The organism is Filimonas zeae (genome assembly GCF_014641615.1).
In the GTDB taxonomy this organism is placed as follows: Bacteria; Bacteroidota; Bacteroidia; order Chitinophagales; family Chitinophagaceae; genus Filimonas; species Filimonas zeae.
The window spans coordinates 82920-101577 of sequence record NZ_BMIB01000002.1; the positions used below are offsets into that span (position 1 = coordinate 82920).

An 18658-nucleotide genomic window follows, 5' to 3' on the forward strand; every position below is an offset into this window, starting at 1 on the left:
TATAACTATACAATATGGAAGACGATTGCACCTAAGGCCGTAAAAAAAATTCCTGTTTTTTTAAGCAGGCCTTTTAATTGTTTGGTGGAGTGGTTGATATGATTTTCCACCGTACTCTTGCTGATGTTGAGTATTTCAGCAATTTCCTGGTTAGAGTACCCTTCTATGCGGCTCATAGTAAATACCTCTCTTCTTTTATGGGGCAGTTGACGCAGTATATTCTGAAGCAGATCGCGCACCTCGCTCAGTTGTAGCGCCTTTTCATCTGTTTCCTGCGGTACTGCCTGGTACTTCTGCGCTACCAGCCGCTTTTTAATAGTGTTGTAAATATCGTTTTTGGCAATGGTAATCAGATAAGACTGAAGGGATAAGCCCTCTTTTAATCCTTCCCTATGCTCCCAGAGTTTAACAAAGGTTTGCTGTATTACATCCTTGCAATCCTCGCCCTGCACGCCCAGCTTCAGCAGAAATGAATACAACACTTCACTATAGGCACTATACAATTCTGCAAAAGCAGTTTCGCTGCCTTCCTTCAACTGAATAATAAGTGCCTGTTCGTTCGATAGTCGCATAATTACAAACCTTAGAGTAAGCCCTTAGGGGAACAAGATACAAAAATATACATCCGCCACCACATTCCCTACTATTTCAATAGGGATATAAAATAAAGAAATGGCCAGGCTTGTTTTATCAGCCTGGCCATTGGGTATAATGCTATACTCCCCTTAAATTCAGGAATACTAATCTTTAAAAATCTCATCCAACTGGTCTTTCAGCTTGCTGCTAAAGCCGGTATACTTCTCCACTATTACGCCTTCGCGGTTAATTAAGTAAAGCGTAGGAACGCCTACTATCATAAACTCCGACAGTGTTTTTTCTTTGTTGGGGGAAAGCACCTGAGCCCATGGCATATTTTCATCATTCATTGCTTTGGTCCAGGCAGCCACATCTGTATCAATAGAAACACTTAATACTTCAAACCCCTTCGCATTGTATTTACTATACAATTCTTTAATGGCGGGTATCGCTTTTCTGCAGGGTCCACACCAGCTTGCCCAGAAATCGACAAGCAGATATTTACCTTTAAAGGAATGGATATCCACTGGTTTACCTGCCGGATCGTTATAAGCTATGCGCGGCACAGGACTGCCTTTTTTAATAGCATTTTTTCTCGCCAGCTGTATCTGATATTCCTGCTTCAGTTCTTTTGCCTCATTCAATTGAGGAAATTGAACCAATAGCTTATCCAGTTGTGCGGAAAAATACGCTTCCTGATCTGCCGGTAATAAACTCAGCAGAAACACGGTTGCCGGTGTATGCTCATTGGCAGTAATCAGCTGCTTTAAACGCATGGTCTCTATCTCCTGTTTGCGTTTACCTGGCGCTGTTGACCTGAGCCAGGTGGCCCATGCAGCATCTTTAGCAACATGTTGCTGGGCAGCCAACCCTTCCTCTGCCAGATAATCAGACTCCAGACCAGCCAGATACCTGTTGTACATAGCCTGACTTATCAGTCTGGTAGCAGCAGATTTGCTTTCTACCACCACATAACCCGAATTTTTCATTTTCTGCCTGCCGGTATCATAACCACGCGCCTGTACGGTTACATCCTGGTCTGACCAGAAGGCCGCAGTCTGCCATTTTAAAATATCCAGCGTAAACAATCCCGGCCCGGTTACTTTGGCTTTTAAATGAAAACTGCCATCGGCATTTACTTTTACAGAATCAACCGCTGCTTTGTTTTTTGCCATTCCCTTATACAACCATACCATGTTGTATTTTTTAAACACCTCAGGGTTTTGAAAGGCAACCGTACCACTGATTTCAATGGTTTGCTTCTGCTGTGCGGCAACCGGCGTTAATAAAAAGAGTATAGGGCTGAATAAAACGATATATATTTTCTTTATCATTTCCGGTTAGTTAAAAAGGGCTTTTAATTTATCATCCAGTTGTGCACCTGCAGCACCCAGCCAACGGGCAATAATCTTACCCTCCTTATCCAGTAAAATCTGTGTAGGGTAACCTTCAATACTGTACATAGCAGTTACATCCTGCTGCATTTCTTTTTCATTATTCAGCAGGTTGGTCCAGGTAAGCCCATCTTTTTCCACCGCTGCTTTCCACATTTTCTCAGCCTGCTCCTGGCCGCTTACTTTCTCACTCGCCACCCCTACTATTTCAAAACCTTTGGCAGCATATTGTGCATACAACTCTTTCAAATGCGGGTTAGCCGCACGGCAGGGTGCACACCAGCTTCCCCAAAAATCCAGCAACACATATTTACCCCTGAAATCAGACAGCTTTACGCTTTTGCCATTGATATCCGGCTTAGCAAAATCGGGTGCCGGCCCACCATCGCGTATTACTTTCAGCGAGGCAATTTTAGAAGCCAACCCTTTGCCAGGCCGGGTATTTTTATATTTATCAGAAAGGCCGTTATACACCGAATCCAGCTCACCAAGCCGGTATTCTTTGGCATCCATTGACAAAAAAAATATACTGGCAAAAGCATCGGGGTGTGTTTTAATATACTTCTTGCGGGCTTCAGACATAGATTTTCTTACCGCCAACATTTTAGGTCCAATTTCTTTAATAGCATCTGTAACGCCCATAATACGGCTTTCTGTCAGTTGCGCCTGTAAGGCTGCAAATTCATCCTGCGGCTTTTTTTCCAGCTTACGCACTTCGTTAAAACCTTCATTCAGGTCATCACCGGTAACCATGGCCTGGTGCAGGTCTTTTGCGGTGCCGGTAATAGTAAGGTTGGCCCCTTTTGATATAACTACCATCAGCGGTTGGGCGGGCGTATACATGCCTGTTTTACCGCCACCGAGGTAGGTATTACGGTCTAACCCCGTATTTAAAAAAGTTACAAATGGTTCATCCGCAGCCGTTCCGGTCAGTTCAAAAGCATCATTCACTGCTTCCACCTTTATTTCGCTATCTACGCCTCGCAGGGTTATTTTTTCGTTGCCCTGTCCGGCAAGTTTGCCCTTAATGGTAAAATCCTGGGCCAGGCTGACCATAGACACGCCTGATAAGAATAAGATAAATGTTATTTTCTTCATTAGTACTCGTTAGTGTTGATGTATGCTTTGTTGCATATACTATACAATGCAAAAGCGCCCCGCACCTAACCGGGATAAAAAAAACACCTTCTGCCGCATCATTCACACACATTGGCATAATTATCAGCCGTTTTAACCTGTAAAGAGGTACAAAACAGAATAAGGCTATCTTTAAATACAGAACCTTTACCATACAACCAGCCACATGAAAAAAGTATTACTGAAACTTGCCGGAGCAGGATGTTTATACAGTTGCCTTACAACAGCTGTTTTTGCACAAAACAATCTGAGGCTATGGTATAACAAACCCGCCTCTAAATGGACGGAGGCCTTACCTATAGGCAATGGCCGTGTGGGCGCCATGATTTTTGGCGATCCTGCCAATGAGCTGCTGCAACTGAATGAAGCCAGTTTCTGGAGCGGCGGCCCCGTTAAACGGAATGTAAACCCCGATGCCCCCGCTTATTTAGCCAAAACCAGAGAAGCATTACTGGAACGCGAAGATTACCAGGAAGCCAATAAGCTGGTAAGAAAACTACAGGGGCTATACACACAGTCGTTTATGCCCCTGGCCGATCTGCGGTTGCAACAGCAATCCGGCACCGGTGAATACAGCGGATACACGCGCGACCTTACGCTTACCAACAGCCTGGCTACGGTTACTTTTACAGCAGGTGGTGTTACCTATAAAAGGGAAATGATTGCCAGTTTTCCCGGCAAAGCGCTGGTAATACGTTTTACAGCAGATAAACCCGGTAAAATAAACTTCCGCGCTGCTCTAAGCAGTCAGGTACATTATTCCGTTAAACCAGATGGCACCAACGGGCTTTTTATGACTGCGCAAGCCCCCTCGCAGGCCGACCCCAATTATGTTAAATACAACGCCGAACCTATTAAATACGGAGACAGCAGTGGCTGCAATGGCATGACTGCGGCCCTGCAGATAAAGGCCATACTTACCGGCGGCACTGCGCACACAGATACTGCCGGCCTGGCAGTACAGAACGCCAGCGAAGTACTGCTGATTATATGCGCTGCTACCAGCTACAATGGTTTCGACAAATGCCCCGCAAACGCAGGAAAAGATGCTGTAAAGGAATGTAATGCCGCCCTGCAGGCCGCCACCCAAAAAAACTGGGCAACACTGTTTGCCGAGCATACCGCAGACTACAGACGCTATTTTAACCGGGTAAACCTGCAACTGGGTAAAAGCCAGCCAGCCAGCATACAGCAACCTACCGATGAGCGACTGCTGACCTTTAGTAAAGGCGCTACCGACCCGGAACTGGAAACACTTTTATACCAGTACGGTCGCTACCTGCTCATCAGTTCCTCCCGCCCTGGCGGTGTGCCTGCCAACCTGCAGGGTATCTGGAACAACCTTCTGCGTGCGCCCTGGAGTTCAAACTACACCATTAATATCAATACCCAGATGAACTACTGGCCCGCAGCCATCAGTAACCTGGAAGAAATGGAGTATCCCCTGTTTGAATTCATTAAAGCGTTATCAGTTACCGGCACCCATACCGCAAAAGAGTTTTATAACCTGAAAGGCTGGGTAGCCCACCACAATACCGACATATGGGCTATCAGCAACCCCGTAGGTGATATTGGCAAAGGCGATCCTAAATGGGCTAACTGGTACATGGGCGCTCCGTGGTTATGCCGCCATCTTTACGAGCATTACCGTTTTACAAGGGATAAAAAGTTTTTAACAGAAACCTATCCGGTACTGAAAGGTGCTGCTGAATTTCTGGTAAACTTTCTGGTAGAAGATAAAAACGGCTACCTGGTAACGGCCCCTTCTTTTTCTCCGGAAAATGAATATATAGACGATAATGGCAAACATGCCAACACCTCTATAGCCGCCACTATGGATATGTCTATTATCCGCGATCATTTCCGCAACTGTATTGAAGCTTCGGAAGCGCTGGGCATAGATGCAGATTTCCGCGCATTGCTTACCCAAAAGATGGCAAAACTGTATCCATTGCATATTGGTAAAAAGGGCAACCTGCAGGAGTGGTATAAAGACTGGGAAGATGTAGAACCCCACCACCGCCATGTAAGCCAGTTATACGGCCTGCACCCCGGCCGCGAAATATCGCCTGTTATCACCCCAGACTTTGCACAGGCCAGCCGTAAAACACTGGAGCTGCGTGGCGATGATGGTACAGGCTGGAGCCTGGCCTGGAAAATCAATTTCTGGGCACGCCTGCTGGATGGCGATCACGCGTATAAGCTGATACGCGATCTGATGCGCGATCTCAGCGTATCCAAAGGCGGCGGGCTTTATCCCAATCTGTTTGATGCGCACCCTCCCTTTCAGATTGATGGTAATTTTGGTGCTACTTCGGGCATTACGGAAATGCTGTTACAAAGCCATCTGAATGAAGTACACCTGTTACCTGCACTACCAAAGGCGTGGGCTACAGGAAGCGTTACAGGCCTTAAAGCAAGAGGTGCCTTTGCAATAGATATACAATGGAAAAACGGGCAATTAACAGCAGCCACCATTGCCTCTGCGAATGGAGAAAAATGCGTACTCAGAACTGCTGCTGCTATAGCTGTAAAAGGCGCAAAAGCCACTTCCGTTCGCGCAGGTAACAGTTACCTTACCACTTTTAATACAAAGAAAAACGGGGTATATAAAATCTCCGCTTTATAACGTTATCCGTTTACCAGCTAAAATGCCCGCTCAGTACCGGTAAGGTGCTAAGCGGGCATTTTATTCCGGGCGGCAATTACCTGCTACAGCAATGCGCCGCACAGCATACATGCTACATAACAGGTAATAGTATGTGGCTGGGGTGCTTATCGTCTGTATAAATACGTAAAACAGCGGGGCCACCATCTGCTATAGTTTGGGTACTCACCTCTTTGCTGCTGCCGTAGTTTATTTCAGAAGCACTATTTAACAGGGGGGCTATCAACAATCTCAGGCTGCTACCTTTTTTTATAACCGTAGTTGTCCAAAAAGCATCATCCAATTGTACATGATACACCTGGTCTTTTACCCAGCTGTGTCTATGGCCTTGCTCAACACTCATAGAAAGCCGCTTATTCTGACTGGTAAGCAAACGCCACTTCCCTTTTTTATCAACTTCCCACCAGCTTATACGCAAATCTGCATCAGGAACAGATAACGATAGCCAGAGATTTGCTACCGGCGAACCCGTCCAGATAATATCCTTTTCCAAAGGATCAGATTCAAACGTGAGCCCACTCTTATGCTTTAACAACCCATTTGTACCACCGCCATTTCTGGCAATATCCAGGCTATCTCTTATCAACTCTTTCGTACTCCAGCATAATTCCAGGGGCTTACCCTGTCGCTGCTGCCCGGGCAACAGCTTTTTTTTGTGCAGATAATAAGTAATAGTGTCGCTGCACATCTTTTCTACAGAAGGAAAATAGCGCCATTTGTTTTCACCCAATACAAATACCGCAACCTTATCCTGTAAAAAAGCTGGCTTTTCACCATTTCGCAAACAATAATGAAACCACTGGCTCACCAATTCATTCATATTCAGCGCGGCAGCAGAATCAATGGTAAATCCCTGCATTTGCTTATACACATAACCCGATTGCGCACCATGGTGATTGTAAGGGCCAATTAACAGATAATGGTTGGCCGCTCCGTTGTCCAAAGCAAACTGATGATGCATACGATAATAATACAAAGCGCCCCGCTGGTCGCTGTCAAAATAACCTGTAGTAGTTAGTATAGGAATATTAATACGGGCAAACTCCTCTTTTACCGGCGTCATCCGCTGCCAGAAGCTATCTGCCGGAGGATGCACCAGCCATCGCTGAAATACGCTGTCATAATGCCCCTCAGTTGAATCCAGCCGGTTAAATGCCGCCCCCTTTAGCAGATGACTGGTCACCAACCCGTTCCAGCGCTCCGTATTTGTCATCTGTACTGTATCCACGTATTGCCGGTTACGCACATACTTCAGCCACCTCAGCACGTAAGTGGTAAATATGCCGCCGGCATTGGGAAAGTCAATACCCGGTGCAACAGAAGCCTGCGGTACAATAGTTTTTAAAGCAGGATGCAGTTTTTTAACAGCCGCCCACTGTGTAAACCCCAGATAAGAACCGCCATACATGCCTACTTTACCATTACACCATGGTTGCCGGCTTACCCAGTCTATAATATCATAATTATCTGCCGCATCATTTTCAAAGGGATAAAACACACCCTGGGAGTGCTCTCTGCCACGGGCAAACACTACTATGGCCGCATATCCACTGTCTGCCCAGGCTATACACCGCTTTTTGTCGTAACTGTGTTCATAAGGGTAGCAGCTCACTACCAGTATTACCGGAAAAGCCCCCTGCTGCCGGGGCCGGGCCATGGTACCGCTTAGTGTTATGCCATCTGTAAGCGTAATACGTACAGCCGTATCTACAAAAACGGAGTTTTCCACTGCCGCCAGCCTGGCAGCCACTTTTGCCGTATCTGGCTGGCTATATACCATGGACCCCCATAACAGGCCCATAGCTACCAGCAGCAGCATTTTTAGCGGTGCATTCCCCGTGGTTCTCCGGTTGTGGCAGATAGTTTGCTTGTGTTTCTCCGGGCAGCTGTCCTTCCAACTACAATTCATATTATTTTAAAGGTTGGGTGAATGTTGCGCGCAAAGTAATATATATTCAATTTAAAATATCAAACCATCTGCATCTCATGAAATGCTCCATCCTGTCTGCCTTCTTTTTTTGCTGTGCATCCTCCTTTGCCCAGCAAAAAAGTATTCCCCTTAGTACTTCTCTTACCAATAGTAAGCTGTTTGAAAAAGCGTTTAATAACGATACCATACAACTGCTCGATTTTAAAAGCGGCGGTAACACCGGAGGCTTATTTGTTTTGTATCAGAAAAGTGATACGCTCAACTTTAAAAATGCCTTTTACAGCAACCACCCCGACAGAGAAAATTACATACTGCAGGGCCTGGCCTATTACGAAAAAAAGCCCGGCGCCTGGCGGCTGAAATTTGCCAACGATTACGCCTTGTTCTGCGCCAGCTGTAATAACATGCATGGGTATGATATGAATGTACATAAAGACACGGTGCAGCTATCCATTACCTGGGGGCCTAACAGTTTTTCTTCTACCGAAACGTATTGGTTTAACTGGCGTCCGGCGCTTAAACGCTGGCAGCTGAGCAGAACAAAAGCAAACGGATCGGACGATGCCGGTGAAGAGCGCCGCATATATCAGGAATTCAACAGCAACAGTAACGTTTTTCTGGACAATTATGTAGCAGAAACCCTGCTGTCTGAACAGCCATCCGGCACTACCGCCGGTGCGCTTTCTCTTTATTATAAACCGGGCAATTATAAGGGGTTGCTTGATTCTTTGTATCGGGTACCGCAAAGCAGCTTTCCTATGCTGCCTTTTGTATTCAGCACTACAGATGCCACCTATTTTAACAATGAACCCATTACAGGCAAACAGGTACAAAGCGCGAACGATGTGGGCTATTTTCTGGAACAGGCCAATAGCCTGGCAGTAGCGGAAATAATATTGAAACAGGTAATTGAGGCCTTTCCTAAAAGAGAAGTTGCCTATTATAATCTGGGTGATGTATACCTGAAACAAGGTAACAAAGCACTGGCTGCAGTAAACTATAACATTTACATTAACCTGATGACGGAAAGAAAACTGCAAAGCAAAATACCGAAGAAGGTACAGGATTTTGTAAACGCCAACCGGGGGCTTCTGAGTAATTAACCACAGCCAACAGTTGTGTACAAATACCAACAGCATTACCAACAGGCAGGATATAATAACCTATCGGAACATATCCTGCCCGTTGGTTACTTCCCAGCTACCCTCTTCTATTTCCGCTTCCAGTTCTGCGGTATCCCAGCCACAGTAACCCAGAAATATTTTCACATCCTGTTCTGTAAGCTTACTGTTGTTAATAGCCTTTACTGCTGCAGCAAAATCGCCACCCAGAAATACACCCTCACAAACAGGTTCGCCACCCGTAACAATATCCGGACGGCGATGTATAAAGTACAGGTGCTCCCTGTCTACCGGGCCACCATCATATATAGGAAAGGGCAGGCCGTTCTTAAACTCCGCTAACTGATTCAACGTACGCTCAAAACGCTTGTTTATCACAAAACCCATAGCACCTTTATCGTTATACTGTGTAATCAGCAATGCAGCTGCTTCAAAAAAAGTATCTTTCAGCAGGGAGGTAGCGGTAATAATGGTTCCTGTTTTCATCCGTTAAAAGTAGGTTTAAAATAACAAAACTGTAAAGGCGTCATACCATCACATCCGGCACCTTCTCCTGCAACAATTCATTGCCTGCGGTATCGTAGTAAGTACAGGTCATTTTATCCAGGCACACCACCCACTTCTCCACCCCATGCTCCGCGCAATGGCCGCAAAAAGTAAGATAGTCCGTTGCTCCCTGCTGGTGTTCGCGCAGGCGTTGGGCAAAAGCCGTTACGTTGGCGGTGGCAGCAATATCCAGCGGGCCGTATTGGGCAACCGCTACCTGCTTCTCTTCTCCGGCACCATAGTAATCGGTATGCCCGTCAGTAACCCAGGTTTCATAATAGCCCACACCCAGGTTTTTAAGATCGCGGATATAAGCGGGAAAATCTGCACCGGATTTTACTTTGGCGTGTGCCGCCTTAATTGCTTCAATGGTAAACATGGTTCATTCGTTTTATCTGATGCCACAAAACTCAGCCATCCGTTACTGCCGGCATTGTAAAAAATCGTTTATTACAAAAAGCGCTTAAAACGTTCGGGCGTTTCGCCGGTAAACCGTTTAAAGTATTTGATAAAATGCGCCTGATCAAAGTACTGATATTCATAACACAGCTCTGTAAGCGACCGCCCTTTATGCATATTTTGCAGCACGGTGTTAAAGCGCACTATAGAAGCAAACTTTTTAGGGGTAGTACCCACCAGCTTACGAAAACGTTTCTCCAGGGGGCTCTGGCTTATAAACAGGCTTTCATTCAGCTGCCGTATCTGAATATTCCCACCTGAGGCGTATATCAGCCGCACAGCTTCCGCTACCAGCGTATCGGGTGCCTGCTCCCTCACCTGTTGCATAAAAAAATGGTTCAGCAGTTGTATGCGTTGTGCATCGGTAGTTGCCAGGGCCAGCTGCTCTTCTACGGCTGCTGTGTCATCTGCATTCAGCACATCGGGTAGTGCTACACTCTGGTTAAACAATGCATGGGCGGGGCAGCGGGAAAACTGCATCCAGCCGGTTTCGGTAAAAAACACCAGCAGGGTACCAATACCTGCCGAGTTTTTAAACAGTTTATAACTATCTGAAATACCCGTTATACCCGCAGCCAGCAAACGTTCGCTGCCATCTGCTGTACAAACCGAAAGCTGCCCGCGGTACTGAAAGCCCATTACAAGGCCAGATGAGGGAAACACCTTGTATTGTGTTTCCGCTGCATTCTCCGATATTACATAATACTTAATGTACGCACGGAGCCTGGGGGCCGGTAATATTTTTTCAAACCGCATGTACCTGTAAAGTACCGCATTTTTGCGCAACCCACGCACAGAAAGCGCCATAACGGGTTACGATAAACAAAGCACCAGGGGCAGCGGGCCTTATACTTACTTTTTACGCCCCACAAAGCGCACTACAGCACCTTCTCCGTTATGATATGCGCCCTCTGCCAAATGAATAACCGTTTCTTCCAGCAACAGTATGTCGTAGTCAGCAAACCACACCTGTATCTCCGCTTTTGACAAAAGCATATCCACTTCCTTAGGGCCACCTACGGCGGGGTTGGCCTGGTTAAACACCAGATGCGCTTTGCTAAATGCCTCCAGCAGTACCATACCGCCGGGCCGCAGGCAGGCGGAAAGGGTATTATAAAATGCAGCTTTCTCATCAGCTTCCACATGGGCATAAATAAGGCCGATAGCATCAAAGCTGGCAGGTGTAAACTGCAGACTATCCAAAGCACCCACCAGATAAGTAATTTCAACCCCACTTTCCACGGCCAGCTGCAGCGCCTTATTACGGCCCGCTTCGCTGATGTCAAAGGCCGTTACCTGCCAGCCCTGTGTAGCTGCATATACCCCGTTTCTGCCCTCCCCCTCTGCCGGCATCAACAGTTTACCTGGTGTAAACCGGGCCAGCCATTCTTTAAAAAAAGAGTTAGGTTCTTTGCCGTAGGCATAGGCTGCCTGCCTGTAACGCTCATTCCATTTTTGCTGATAAGCTTCTGAAAACGTAGTCATAACTATTGATTAATAACACAAAGCTATCACGCCCTTCAACCGGCAAGCAGGACGAAAATGAAGTTTAGTGGTACTTATCTGCACTTCCGGCGAAAGGCTTCGGGGGCAATACCGGTATGCCTTTTAAAAAAGCGGATAAAATAAGAAGCATCTTCAAAGCCCAGCGCCGTAGCTATGCGGGCAACGGTTTCACCGGTACATAGCAGCCGTCTCTTTGCCTCCAGCACTACATAGTCGCTAATTACCTGCGAAGCGGTTTTGCCCTGCATCTGTTTAACAATGGCATTTAACTGGTATATGCTCAGGTGCATCATGGCCGCATACGCTGCTACCGGTTTGTTAAAGGGCGCATACTTTTCCAGCAGGGCCTCAAACTCCTGCATGCGCTGTTGTATATACAAATTACCGCTGCCCTCATACCGCACCGCTGCCTGGCGTATCAGCCGCGCAAACAGTATACTCAGGTGCGCCAGTATCACTTCGCGGTACCCTTCCCTGCCATGTGCAGCTTCTTCAAATACAGCTGTTACCAAAGTATATACTTCCCTAAACAGGCCCTCCTGTAGCGGGTAATAGTTTACACTGGCAGCTTTTTGCAGCAGGTGCTCAAAACCCTTCTCCTGCAAAAAGTAAAACTGCCTTTCAAACTGTATCATATATCCGGTACTGTCAGCCTCCAGGCGCAACTGGTGTACCTGTCCGGGGCGCATAAAAAACAGGGTATAGTTTCCTACCGGGTAAGCAGTAAAATCAATAATATGTTCACCAGCCCCACGCGCTGTTATCAGCAGGTAAAAGAAATTATGCCGGTGCGCCTCCTGCCGCATCTCTTCCCCACCTGTTAACTCGCTCAGGCTCCTGACAGCAAAGCTGTCGGCTGGCGTGGCAGCGCGCGGTGTGCCCATGTTTCTAACCGGTATTCCCTTCATTACAAGCCCAAACTTAGGCATTTAACCCGAACAGCATTTTTCCGTATAGTAGCTAATACCATAACGCCGGTGCCACAGAAGCGGCAACAGCTTTCTGCAGCTGGTGTAAGCACGCCCCAATCATGCATTTACCCTGTATTATTTTATTGATATCTGATATAAAACCACTGATGCCAGAAGCCAGGATAACCATTTTATATTTGACATGCATGCCTACGGGGACGGCGCATCCCCACACATAAAAAACAATATCAAAAATTTTCAGACAATGAAAAATAAAACTACCTACCACTTCATTGACATCAATGGGGTTAATATCTTTTACCGCGAAGCAGGTGCTAAAAATGCGCCCACCCTTGTGCTGCTGCATGGCTATCCTGCCTCGTCGCACATGTTTCGCAACCTGATAAATGAATTATCAGATAAATACCATCTGATAGCCCCGGACTATCCTGGCTATGGCAGAAGTGAGCAGCCACCTATTGCAGATTTTGCTTACACTTTCGACAACTTTGCCAACATTATCGAAGCATTGCTGGAAAAGCTGAACATATCAAAGTACAGCTTGTACCTGATGGATTATGGAGCACCGGTGGGCTGGAGAGTGGCTGCCAAACACCCGGAAAACATTGAAACGCTGATTGTACAAAACGGATGCGCGTATGAAGAAGGGCTGGAAACTTTCTGGGATCCTTTCAAAGCCTATTGGAAAGACCACAACGATAAGGAAGCAGAAAAAACCTTAAGCACCTTCCATAGCCCTGATGGCTTAAAATGGCAGTATACGCATGGAGTGCCTGATCCGCTGGTGGTAAGCCCCGATAACTGGGAAATAGACCTGCGCCATCTGGAGCGTCCTGAAAACGGACAGATTCAGTTAGATCTGTTTTACGATTACGGCACCAACCCTCCTAAATATCCTGAATGGCAGCAGTATTTCCGCACCTACAATCCGGAGATGCTGATTGTATACGGAAAGAATGATTATATATTCCCTGTAAGTGGCGCAGAAGCTTATAAAAAGGATATAAAAAACCTGGAATACCATCTGTTTGATGCAGGACATTTTGCGCTGGAAAGCCACGGCGATGAAATTGCCGCGGTTATTAAAGACTTTTTAGACCGCAAAGTAACCGCTAAGCGCAGCAAACCGGTAAGCAGCGCCGCTAACTAACAAACACGCTGATAAAAGGAATAAAACAGGCAGAGGTAGCAAAAACTACCTCTGCTTTTATCCGTTTACAGCAACACCGGCCCTTTCGATTGTATCGCTTCGGGAATAACTGTATCTCCTATTATCTGCAGCATATCTATTTCAATAGCCCGGCAAATAGAAAGCATAGGCGTATCGTTATAAAGACCTTCAAACGGGTTTTCAGAATAATCGCCAATCATTTCCATTACCACATATACCCAACCCACCACTACCCCTACCGGCACGCTCAGCCATACACCAGCCGCTCCCAGCCGGCTAAACTCGCCCACTATACCAAAAGGCAGCAGAAAAATAAATATGCATACAAACAGAAAACTAAAGCTGGCATACTTGCGCGGAAAAGGGGTTTGCTTTATCCGCTCTACCTTACTCTGTTCTGCATAAAAGTTATTAAGCGTATGCTGAATATCAATCTGCTGTATCATGTTAACCACCTTATCTCTGTAAAGCGCCTGTACAGTGCGGCTTTGCATATTCAGTAACTGTGCGGCCTTATTAAAAGCCCCCTGTAACTCCTGCTGTTCCGTTGCAGACAGGTAGGTCTGTTGCTGCACCTGTTCCAGCTCTGCCTTAAAAAGCTGGTTTATTCTGGCTCGGCGCTGCCGGTTATGATAGGCCATTCGCCAGCGGCTTTGTAAACAGGCATGCTCCCACTGCGCCGGCACCAGCAACTGTTCGCGAAGCTGGTACAGGTAAGCAATATGGCGGTACACAAGCTGGCGTCTTATAGCTGCCGCATCATTACCGGCCATTTCTTCTGAGCGGTAGTTTTTTACCATAACCGCAAATACCCGGCTGTCGGCCGCAATATCACTCCATATTTTTCTGGCTTCCCAAAGCCGGTCGTACGACTGATTGTTTTTAAACCCCACATAAAAAGCAACAGCCGTACCCACCAGCGAAAGCGGCAACCAGGGCAGGGCCAGCCAGCTGCAATGCGTAAAATAACAAACACAGGCCACCAGCAGCATCCATGCCGTAAGCCAGGGTAAATGGTGCCCGGTAAAATCGTAAACAGTACTAAGCGAAAGTGTCTTTTTAATAAGCATATCTGAATGATTACTTTCAAAATTCACCTGCCCCCACCTTACCTGCAAACAACTTGTATAATGGCTGCTATTACTTTTTTCATGCCAGTCCTTTACGGTTCAGGCACAATACATCCACGCCCGGTATTATTTTTCTGATAGCTGCTATTAACATAGTAATAAAGTATCAGCCGTTAGCATCTTCACCTTTGCGCTTTGTAAACCAATAGCATATGAACATGAGAATCATCCCTGCACTACTGGCCTGTAGTGCAGCACTGGCCTGTAGTCAACCACAAACAACCCCACCTCCCCCACCTTCTGTTACAGCAACGGCCGATAGTATTAAAACAGGTGGCAACCGGCTTATAGAGGTGGATGGAAAATATAAAGTATGGACTAAAAAGACTGGCAACGGTAACATAAAAGTACTGCTGTTGCACGGCGGCCCGGGCTTTTCGCACGACTACATGGAATGCTTTGAAGATTTTCTGCCGCAGGAAGGCATGGAAATTTATTACTACGATCAGTTGGGCTGTGGCAATTCAGATGCCCCTGCCGATACCTCGTTATGGAATATAGCCCGTTATGTAGAAGAGGTAGAGCAGGTAAGAAAAGGCCTGGGGCTGCATACATTTTACATAACAGGCCACTCCTGGGGGGCGCTGCTGGCAATGGAATACGTACATAAATATCCGGCTGCCGTTAAAGGAGTGGTACTTTCTAATATGACGGCAGGCATGGCAGATTTTATAGCCTACGCCGACTCGTTAAAACGAAAGATATTTTCGCCGGTTGATATGGCCCTGTACGATTCGCTGGACAAGCAACAGGCTTATACCAGCCCTGAATACACCAATCTGCTGATGAACAGGTTGTATACACAGGTATTGTGCCGCCTGCCGGTAGATCAGTGGCCGGAACCCCTGATGCGTGCATTTAAGAAAGTAAACCCGGTTATTTACAATCATATGCAGGGGGTAGATGAGTTTCATGTAACGGGCAATTTTAAAAACTGGGATTTCTGGAACAGGCTGCCGCAAATAAAAACACCGGTACTGGTGCTGGGAGGTATGAAGGATGAGATGAACCCCGAAAGCATGAAAAAAGAAGCCCGGCTGCTGCCCAACAGCAGGCTGTACCTTTGCCCCGAAGGCAGCCATATGGCTATGTATGATGATCAGGCACGCTATTTCAATGCCCTTATCCGCTTTCTGCAGGATGTGGAAAAGGGTACGTTTAAAGCAGATAAAGCGGCGCAAATTCAATAAGATGATGATACGCCCTCTCAAACGGGGGCTCTTTTACAGCGCTTTGCAAAAAGCGGATTACCGGTACTATAGCCGCACTTTTGAGATGGTTTTGCAAAGCGTCGCGGTTGTAAAACTTTTTATATACCACAAACCTTGTGTTGTATTTAACTACCTGGCTAAGCTGAAAGGTAAGCAACCCGGCATCCATTTGTATAGCCGGTATGGCCGCGCGGTTCATACGTATAAACTGTGCGGCCATACCCCTTTTTACATCTACAAACAACATTACCACTAAAGGGTGTTCATCCGTTTCCGGAAGCGCTTTCCGGGGGCTATCTCTGGTAAACCATTCCAACTCCCGCATATAAAGCCGCTCTTTCAGCACAGCCCCTTCTGCTTCTGTAAAAACACGCACCATTTCTGCAGCCGGGCTTTTTCTGTTCTCCTCATACAAAGCCCCGTTGCTCCATCGCTCCATTACCCATATTACGGTAACATCCCCCTGCTCGTAATAAGCTGCCGCCATTATATTGCCGGTTGCCTTCAGCGAGTTGAAAACATACATGCTTATCATGGCCGTAAACTGTTCGTGATAGCATGTTTTTACCTGGTAGTGTGTTAGCACAACGGTTATAGTGTTACCACCGGAAAAGCCCCTCAGGCATTGGTTAGCAGCACTTATTAAGCGTAAAAAAGCATTCCCCCATGTAAAGCGCCGGTTTGTGTTATCAGGTATAAGCAAGGCAATTCTTTTGCAGGTAAATATGGTGCCCCGGGGCCCACCGGGCAAATAAGTAAACTAATGGCTGCTATTAGTATTCTTATAGCAGTTTAAGGCACGCACATTTATCTTTCCCCCGCTATGTTCCAATGTTTATCCACTGTAGCCCTTCCAAATCTGCTGAGGCAGGGGTTAACCATTCTTATACCCTATCTTTAGGTACTTTGTATATGAAGAAAAAAGTGCTTATAGTAGAAGATGAATACATTGTAGCCAACAACCTGAGGCAGGTGCTGGAGCGGTTTGGTTATGAAGTAACCGGCATTGCGGTATCTGCCGCTGAAGCAGAAAAAAGCATCAGAAACAGCAAGCCCGATATTGCACTGCTGGATATACGGCTGGAAGGCGACCGTACCGGTATTGATATTGCCCGAACCCTGAAAGCAGAAAATATTGCTTTTATTTATTTATCAGCCAACTCTAACCAGAAAATACTGGAAGAAGCCAAGAAAACAGAACCTTATGGCTTTCTGGTAAAACCCTTCCGGAAAAAAGACTTAGAGGTAATGCTGGATATTGCCTGGTACCGCCATACACATAGCACGGAGGCAAAAGCATTTCAGGAAAATCTGTTACAAAAGGAAATGGAAGCAGCAGGCAACTGGCTGGAGCTGGCCCGCATTCTGCAACCCTTTCTGCCGTTCGATTTGCTTACCACCGGGCTACGGCCACTCTCTATTGCAGAATTCAGCGATACCGGTTACCTGCGTATTGGCTTTGAAGAGTATCAGTTTATTGCAGAAAAGGAATTGCTCACAATTACCAATTTAAAAAAAACTGCATTATCTGTTATACTTGCCAATACCCATACAGATGCCGGTGCCGTTATTTATAATAATGAAGCTACTGATATGCAGCCCAATGTGCCATCACTGCAAAAAACACTGATAGAAACATTTCATATACAATCTTACCTGGTGTTTCCGGTTACGCTTAGCAACGGCATGGCCTTTCACTACTTTTTCTATAGCAGGCTGGAACATATTTACACACTACCGCACCTGACTTTATTAAACCGGCTACGGAACAGCCTTACTTTTATTGCCGAAAAAATAATGTATGGTGCCAGCCAGCATAACACAACCGGTAAGCCGGAGGCCGAAACAGTTACCCACCCGGCATTCAGCAGTATCATCGGCAACCATCCTCTGTTATTAAATGCGCTGGACCTTACCGCTCAGGTAGCCCCTTACAATACTTCGGTGCTTATACTGGGCGAAAGTGGTACCGGCAAAGAAAAAGTGGCAGCCTGTATTCACCAGCTATCACCCCGCAAAAACGGCCCCTTTGTAAAAGTAAATTGCGGCGCCATTCCGCATACGTTAATAGAGTCAGAATTATTCGGACATGAAAAAGGCGCTTTTACCGGTGCAACAGAAAAACGAAAGGGAAAGTTTGAACTGGCAGATGGAGGCACTATTTTCCTGGATGAAATAGGAGAACTGCCGTTGGATATGCAGGTAAAACTGCTACGCGTTTTACAGGAAAAAGAAATTGAATCTATCGGTGGCAGCGCTCCGCTAAAAGTAAACGTGCGTATAGTAGCAGCCACCAACCGCAACCTGGAAAAAGAAGTGGCGCAAAGAGGCTTCCGGCTGGATTTGTATTACCGCCTCAATGTATTTCCTGTTACACTACCGCCCTTGCGGGAAAGACAGACAGATATAGAAGCACTGGCCACATTTTTTGCAGAAAGATGTTGCCGGGAATTTGAAAAGCCTTTTAGCGGCATATCCCCCGCTATGATGGAAGAAATGCTGGCCTATCACTGGCCGGGCAATATCCGCGAACTGGAGAATGTAATAGAGCAGTCTGCCATTCTGAACGATGGCAAATCTGCACTCACCTTAAAAAGAAGCCTTACCGCATTGCCACGCGAGGCAGGCATAGCACAACCGGATATCAGAAACCTGGAAGATGTAAAACGTATACAGCGGCAAACAGAAAGAGCATATATTATATCTATCCTTAAAAAAACGGAAGGCCGTATACGGGGCTTAAATGGTGCAGCAGCGTTACTGAACCTGAAACCCACCACCCTGGAAGCTAAAATAGAAAAGCTGCATATTAATAAAGCAGAGTTTATCTCATCTGCAAAGTAGCCCATAACACAAACAGCTCTGCTACAAAATTAT

16 protein-coding genes are annotated in these 18658 nt (G+C 46.4%); 5 read left to right on the forward strand and 11 right to left on the reverse strand.

Going from position 1 to position 18658, the window contains the following annotated elements; translation table 11 throughout:
* Window positions 1-5: 5 nt before the first annotated feature.
* The 3 genes from IEY13_RS07195 to IEY13_RS07205 form a co-directional block, all read right to left on the reverse strand.
* Window positions 6-572, reverse strand: a complete 567-nt coding sequence (locus tag IEY13_RS07195) for an RNA polymerase sigma factor (protein ID WP_188951313.1) — start codon at window positions 570-572, stop codon at window positions 6-8.
* A 168-nt stretch (window positions 573-740) separates the two neighbouring features.
* The gene (locus IEY13_RS07200) at window positions 741-1910 is read right to left on the reverse strand and encodes a TlpA family protein disulfide reductase (protein WP_188951314.1); all 1170 of its coding nucleotides are present in this window, start codon (window positions 1908-1910) and stop codon (window positions 741-743) included.
* 6 nt (window positions 1911-1916) lie between these two features.
* Window positions 1917-3068 (reverse strand): peroxiredoxin family protein, encoded by a 1152-nt coding sequence (locus IEY13_RS07205; RefSeq protein WP_188951315.1) that lies wholly within the window; start codon window positions 3066-3068, stop codon window positions 1917-1919.
* Window positions 3069-3273: 205 nt separating this feature from the next.
* Here IEY13_RS07205 and IEY13_RS07210 point away from each other — a divergent pair, with 205 nt between their 5' ends.
* Window positions 3274-5736, forward strand: coding sequence for a glycoside hydrolase family 95 protein (locus IEY13_RS07210; RefSeq protein WP_188951316.1), 2463 nt, complete (start codon window positions 3274-3276; stop codon window positions 5734-5736).
* A gap of 112 nt (window positions 5737-5848) precedes the next feature.
* Here the strand turns inward: IEY13_RS07210 and IEY13_RS07215 are convergent, their stop codons facing one another.
* Window positions 5849-7684, reverse strand: coding sequence for a CocE/NonD family hydrolase (locus IEY13_RS07215; protein WP_188951317.1), 1836 nt, complete (start codon window positions 7682-7684; stop codon window positions 5849-5851).
* Between the two features lie 77 nt (window positions 7685-7761).
* Here IEY13_RS07215 and IEY13_RS07220 point away from each other — a divergent pair, with 77 nt between their 5' ends.
* On the forward strand, window positions 7762-8808 hold the full coding sequence (locus IEY13_RS07220; RefSeq protein WP_188951318.1) for a tetratricopeptide repeat protein: 1047 nt from the start codon (window positions 7762-7764) through the stop codon (window positions 8806-8808).
* A 60-nt stretch (window positions 8809-8868) separates the two neighbouring features.
* Here the strand turns inward: IEY13_RS07220 and IEY13_RS07225 are convergent, their stop codons facing one another.
* From IEY13_RS07225 to IEY13_RS07245, 5 genes are all read right to left on the reverse strand, one after another.
* Window positions 8869-9312 carry a YqgE/AlgH family protein gene (locus tag IEY13_RS07225; protein WP_188951319.1) on the reverse strand — a complete coding sequence of 148 codons (444 nt, stop codon included), beginning with the start codon at window positions 9310-9312 and terminating at the stop codon, window positions 8869-8871.
* A gap of 40 nt (window positions 9313-9352) precedes the next feature.
* Entirely contained in the window at window positions 9353-9751 is a 399-nt protein-coding gene (locus IEY13_RS07230; RefSeq protein ID WP_188951320.1) for a DUF1398 domain-containing protein, read from the reverse strand.
* Window positions 9752-9822: 71 nt separating this feature from the next.
* Window positions 9823-10638, reverse strand: a complete 816-nt coding sequence (locus IEY13_RS07235; RefSeq protein WP_229687773.1) for an AraC family transcriptional regulator — start codon at window positions 10636-10638, stop codon at window positions 9823-9825.
* 45 nt (window positions 10639-10683) lie between these two features.
* A complete protein-coding gene (locus IEY13_RS07240; RefSeq protein WP_188951321.1) occupies window positions 10684-11316 on the reverse strand; it encodes a class I SAM-dependent methyltransferase in 633 nt (210 codons plus the stop codon).
* 74 nt (window positions 11317-11390) lie between these two features.
* Window positions 11391-12221, reverse strand: coding sequence for an AraC family transcriptional regulator (locus tag IEY13_RS07245; RefSeq protein ID WP_188951322.1), 831 nt, complete (start codon window positions 12219-12221; stop codon window positions 11391-11393).
* 292 nt (window positions 12222-12513) lie between these two features.
* On the opposite strand from IEY13_RS07245, the gene IEY13_RS07250 reads away from it, so the two are divergent.
* Entirely contained in the window at window positions 12514-13419 is a 906-nt protein-coding gene (locus IEY13_RS07250) for an alpha/beta fold hydrolase (RefSeq protein ID WP_188951323.1), read from the forward strand.
* Between the two features lie 65 nt (window positions 13420-13484).
* On the opposite strand, the gene IEY13_RS07255 is transcribed toward IEY13_RS07250, so the two are convergent.
* Entirely contained in the window at window positions 13485-14510 is a 1026-nt protein-coding gene (locus IEY13_RS07255) for a bestrophin family protein (RefSeq protein WP_188951324.1), read from the reverse strand.
* A 212-nt stretch (window positions 14511-14722) separates the two neighbouring features.
* Here IEY13_RS07255 and IEY13_RS07260 point away from each other — a divergent pair, with 212 nt between their 5' ends.
* Window positions 14723-15760: a proline iminopeptidase-family hydrolase gene (locus IEY13_RS07260; protein ID WP_229687774.1), complete on the forward strand. Its 1038-nt coding sequence runs from the start codon at window positions 14723-14725 to the stop codon at window positions 15758-15760.
* On the opposite strand, the gene IEY13_RS07265 is transcribed toward IEY13_RS07260, so the two are convergent.
* Complete coding sequence (locus tag IEY13_RS07265) at window positions 15729-16316, reverse strand: putative quinol monooxygenase (protein ID WP_188951325.1); 588 nt, start codon at window positions 16314-16316, stop codon at window positions 15729-15731. The genes IEY13_RS07260 and IEY13_RS07265 overlap by 32 nt on opposite strands.
* Before the next feature lie 377 nt (window positions 16317-16693).
* On the opposite strand from IEY13_RS07265, the gene IEY13_RS07270 reads away from it, so the two are divergent.
* Window positions 16694-18625: a sigma 54-interacting response regulator gene (locus tag IEY13_RS07270; protein ID WP_188951326.1), complete on the forward strand. Its 1932-nt coding sequence runs from the start codon at window positions 16694-16696 to the stop codon at window positions 18623-18625.
* Window positions 18626-18658 lie beyond the last annotated feature (33 nt).

Excerpts from the sequence above, each read along its gene's own strand:
- IEY13_RS07240 (WP_188951321.1), bottom strand. The coding sequence starts at position 11,316 with ATGACTACGTTTTCAGAAGCTTATCAGCAAAAATGGAATGAGCGTTAC.
- IEY13_RS07255 (WP_188951324.1), bottom strand. The coding sequence starts at position 14,510 with ATGCTTATTAAAAAGACACTTTCGCTTAGTACTGTTTACGATTTTACC.
- IEY13_RS07225 (WP_188951319.1), bottom strand. The coding sequence starts at position 9,312 with ATGAAAACAGGAACCATTATTACCGCTACCTCCCTGCTGAAAGATACT.
- IEY13_RS07260 (WP_229687774.1), top strand. The coding sequence starts at position 14,723 with ATGAACATGAGAATCATCCCTGCACTACTGGCCTGTAGTGCAGCACTG.
- IEY13_RS07250 (WP_188951323.1), top strand. The coding sequence starts at position 12,514 with ATGAAAAATAAAACTACCTACCACTTCATTGACATCAATGGGGTTAAT.
- IEY13_RS07210 (WP_188951316.1), top strand. The coding sequence starts at position 3,274 with ATGAAAAAAGTATTACTGAAACTTGCCGGAGCAGGATGTTTATACAGT.
- IEY13_RS07230 (WP_188951320.1), bottom strand. The coding sequence starts at position 9,751 with ATGTTTACCATTGAAGCAATTAAGGCGGCACACGCCAAAGTAAAATCC.
- IEY13_RS07195 (WP_188951313.1), bottom strand. The coding sequence starts at position 572 with ATGCGACTATCGAACGAACAGGCACTTATTATTCAGTTGAAGGAAGGC.
- IEY13_RS07220 (WP_188951318.1), top strand. The coding sequence starts at position 7,762 with ATGAAATGCTCCATCCTGTCTGCCTTCTTTTTTTGCTGTGCATCCTCC.
- IEY13_RS07235 (WP_229687773.1), bottom strand. The coding sequence starts at position 10,638 with ATGGCGCTTTCTGTGCGTGGGTTGCGCAAAAATGCGGTACTTTACAGG.
- IEY13_RS07245 (WP_188951322.1), bottom strand. The coding sequence starts at position 12,221 with ATGGGCACACCGCGCGCTGCCACGCCAGCCGACAGCTTTGCTGTCAGG.
- IEY13_RS07205 (WP_188951315.1), bottom strand. The coding sequence starts at position 3,068 with ATGAAGAAAATAACATTTATCTTATTCTTATCAGGCGTGTCTATGGTC.
- IEY13_RS07215 (WP_188951317.1), bottom strand. The coding sequence starts at position 7,684 with ATGAATTGTAGTTGGAAGGACAGCTGCCCGGAGAAACACAAGCAAACT.
- IEY13_RS07200 (WP_188951314.1), bottom strand. The coding sequence starts at position 1,910 with ATGATAAAGAAAATATATATCGTTTTATTCAGCCCTATACTCTTTTTA.
- IEY13_RS07265 (WP_188951325.1), bottom strand. The coding sequence starts at position 16,316 with ATGATAAGCATGTATGTTTTCAACTCGCTGAAGGCAACCGGCAATATA.
- IEY13_RS07270 (WP_188951326.1), top strand. The coding sequence starts at position 16,694 with ATGAAGAAAAAAGTGCTTATAGTAGAAGATGAATACATTGTAGCCAAC.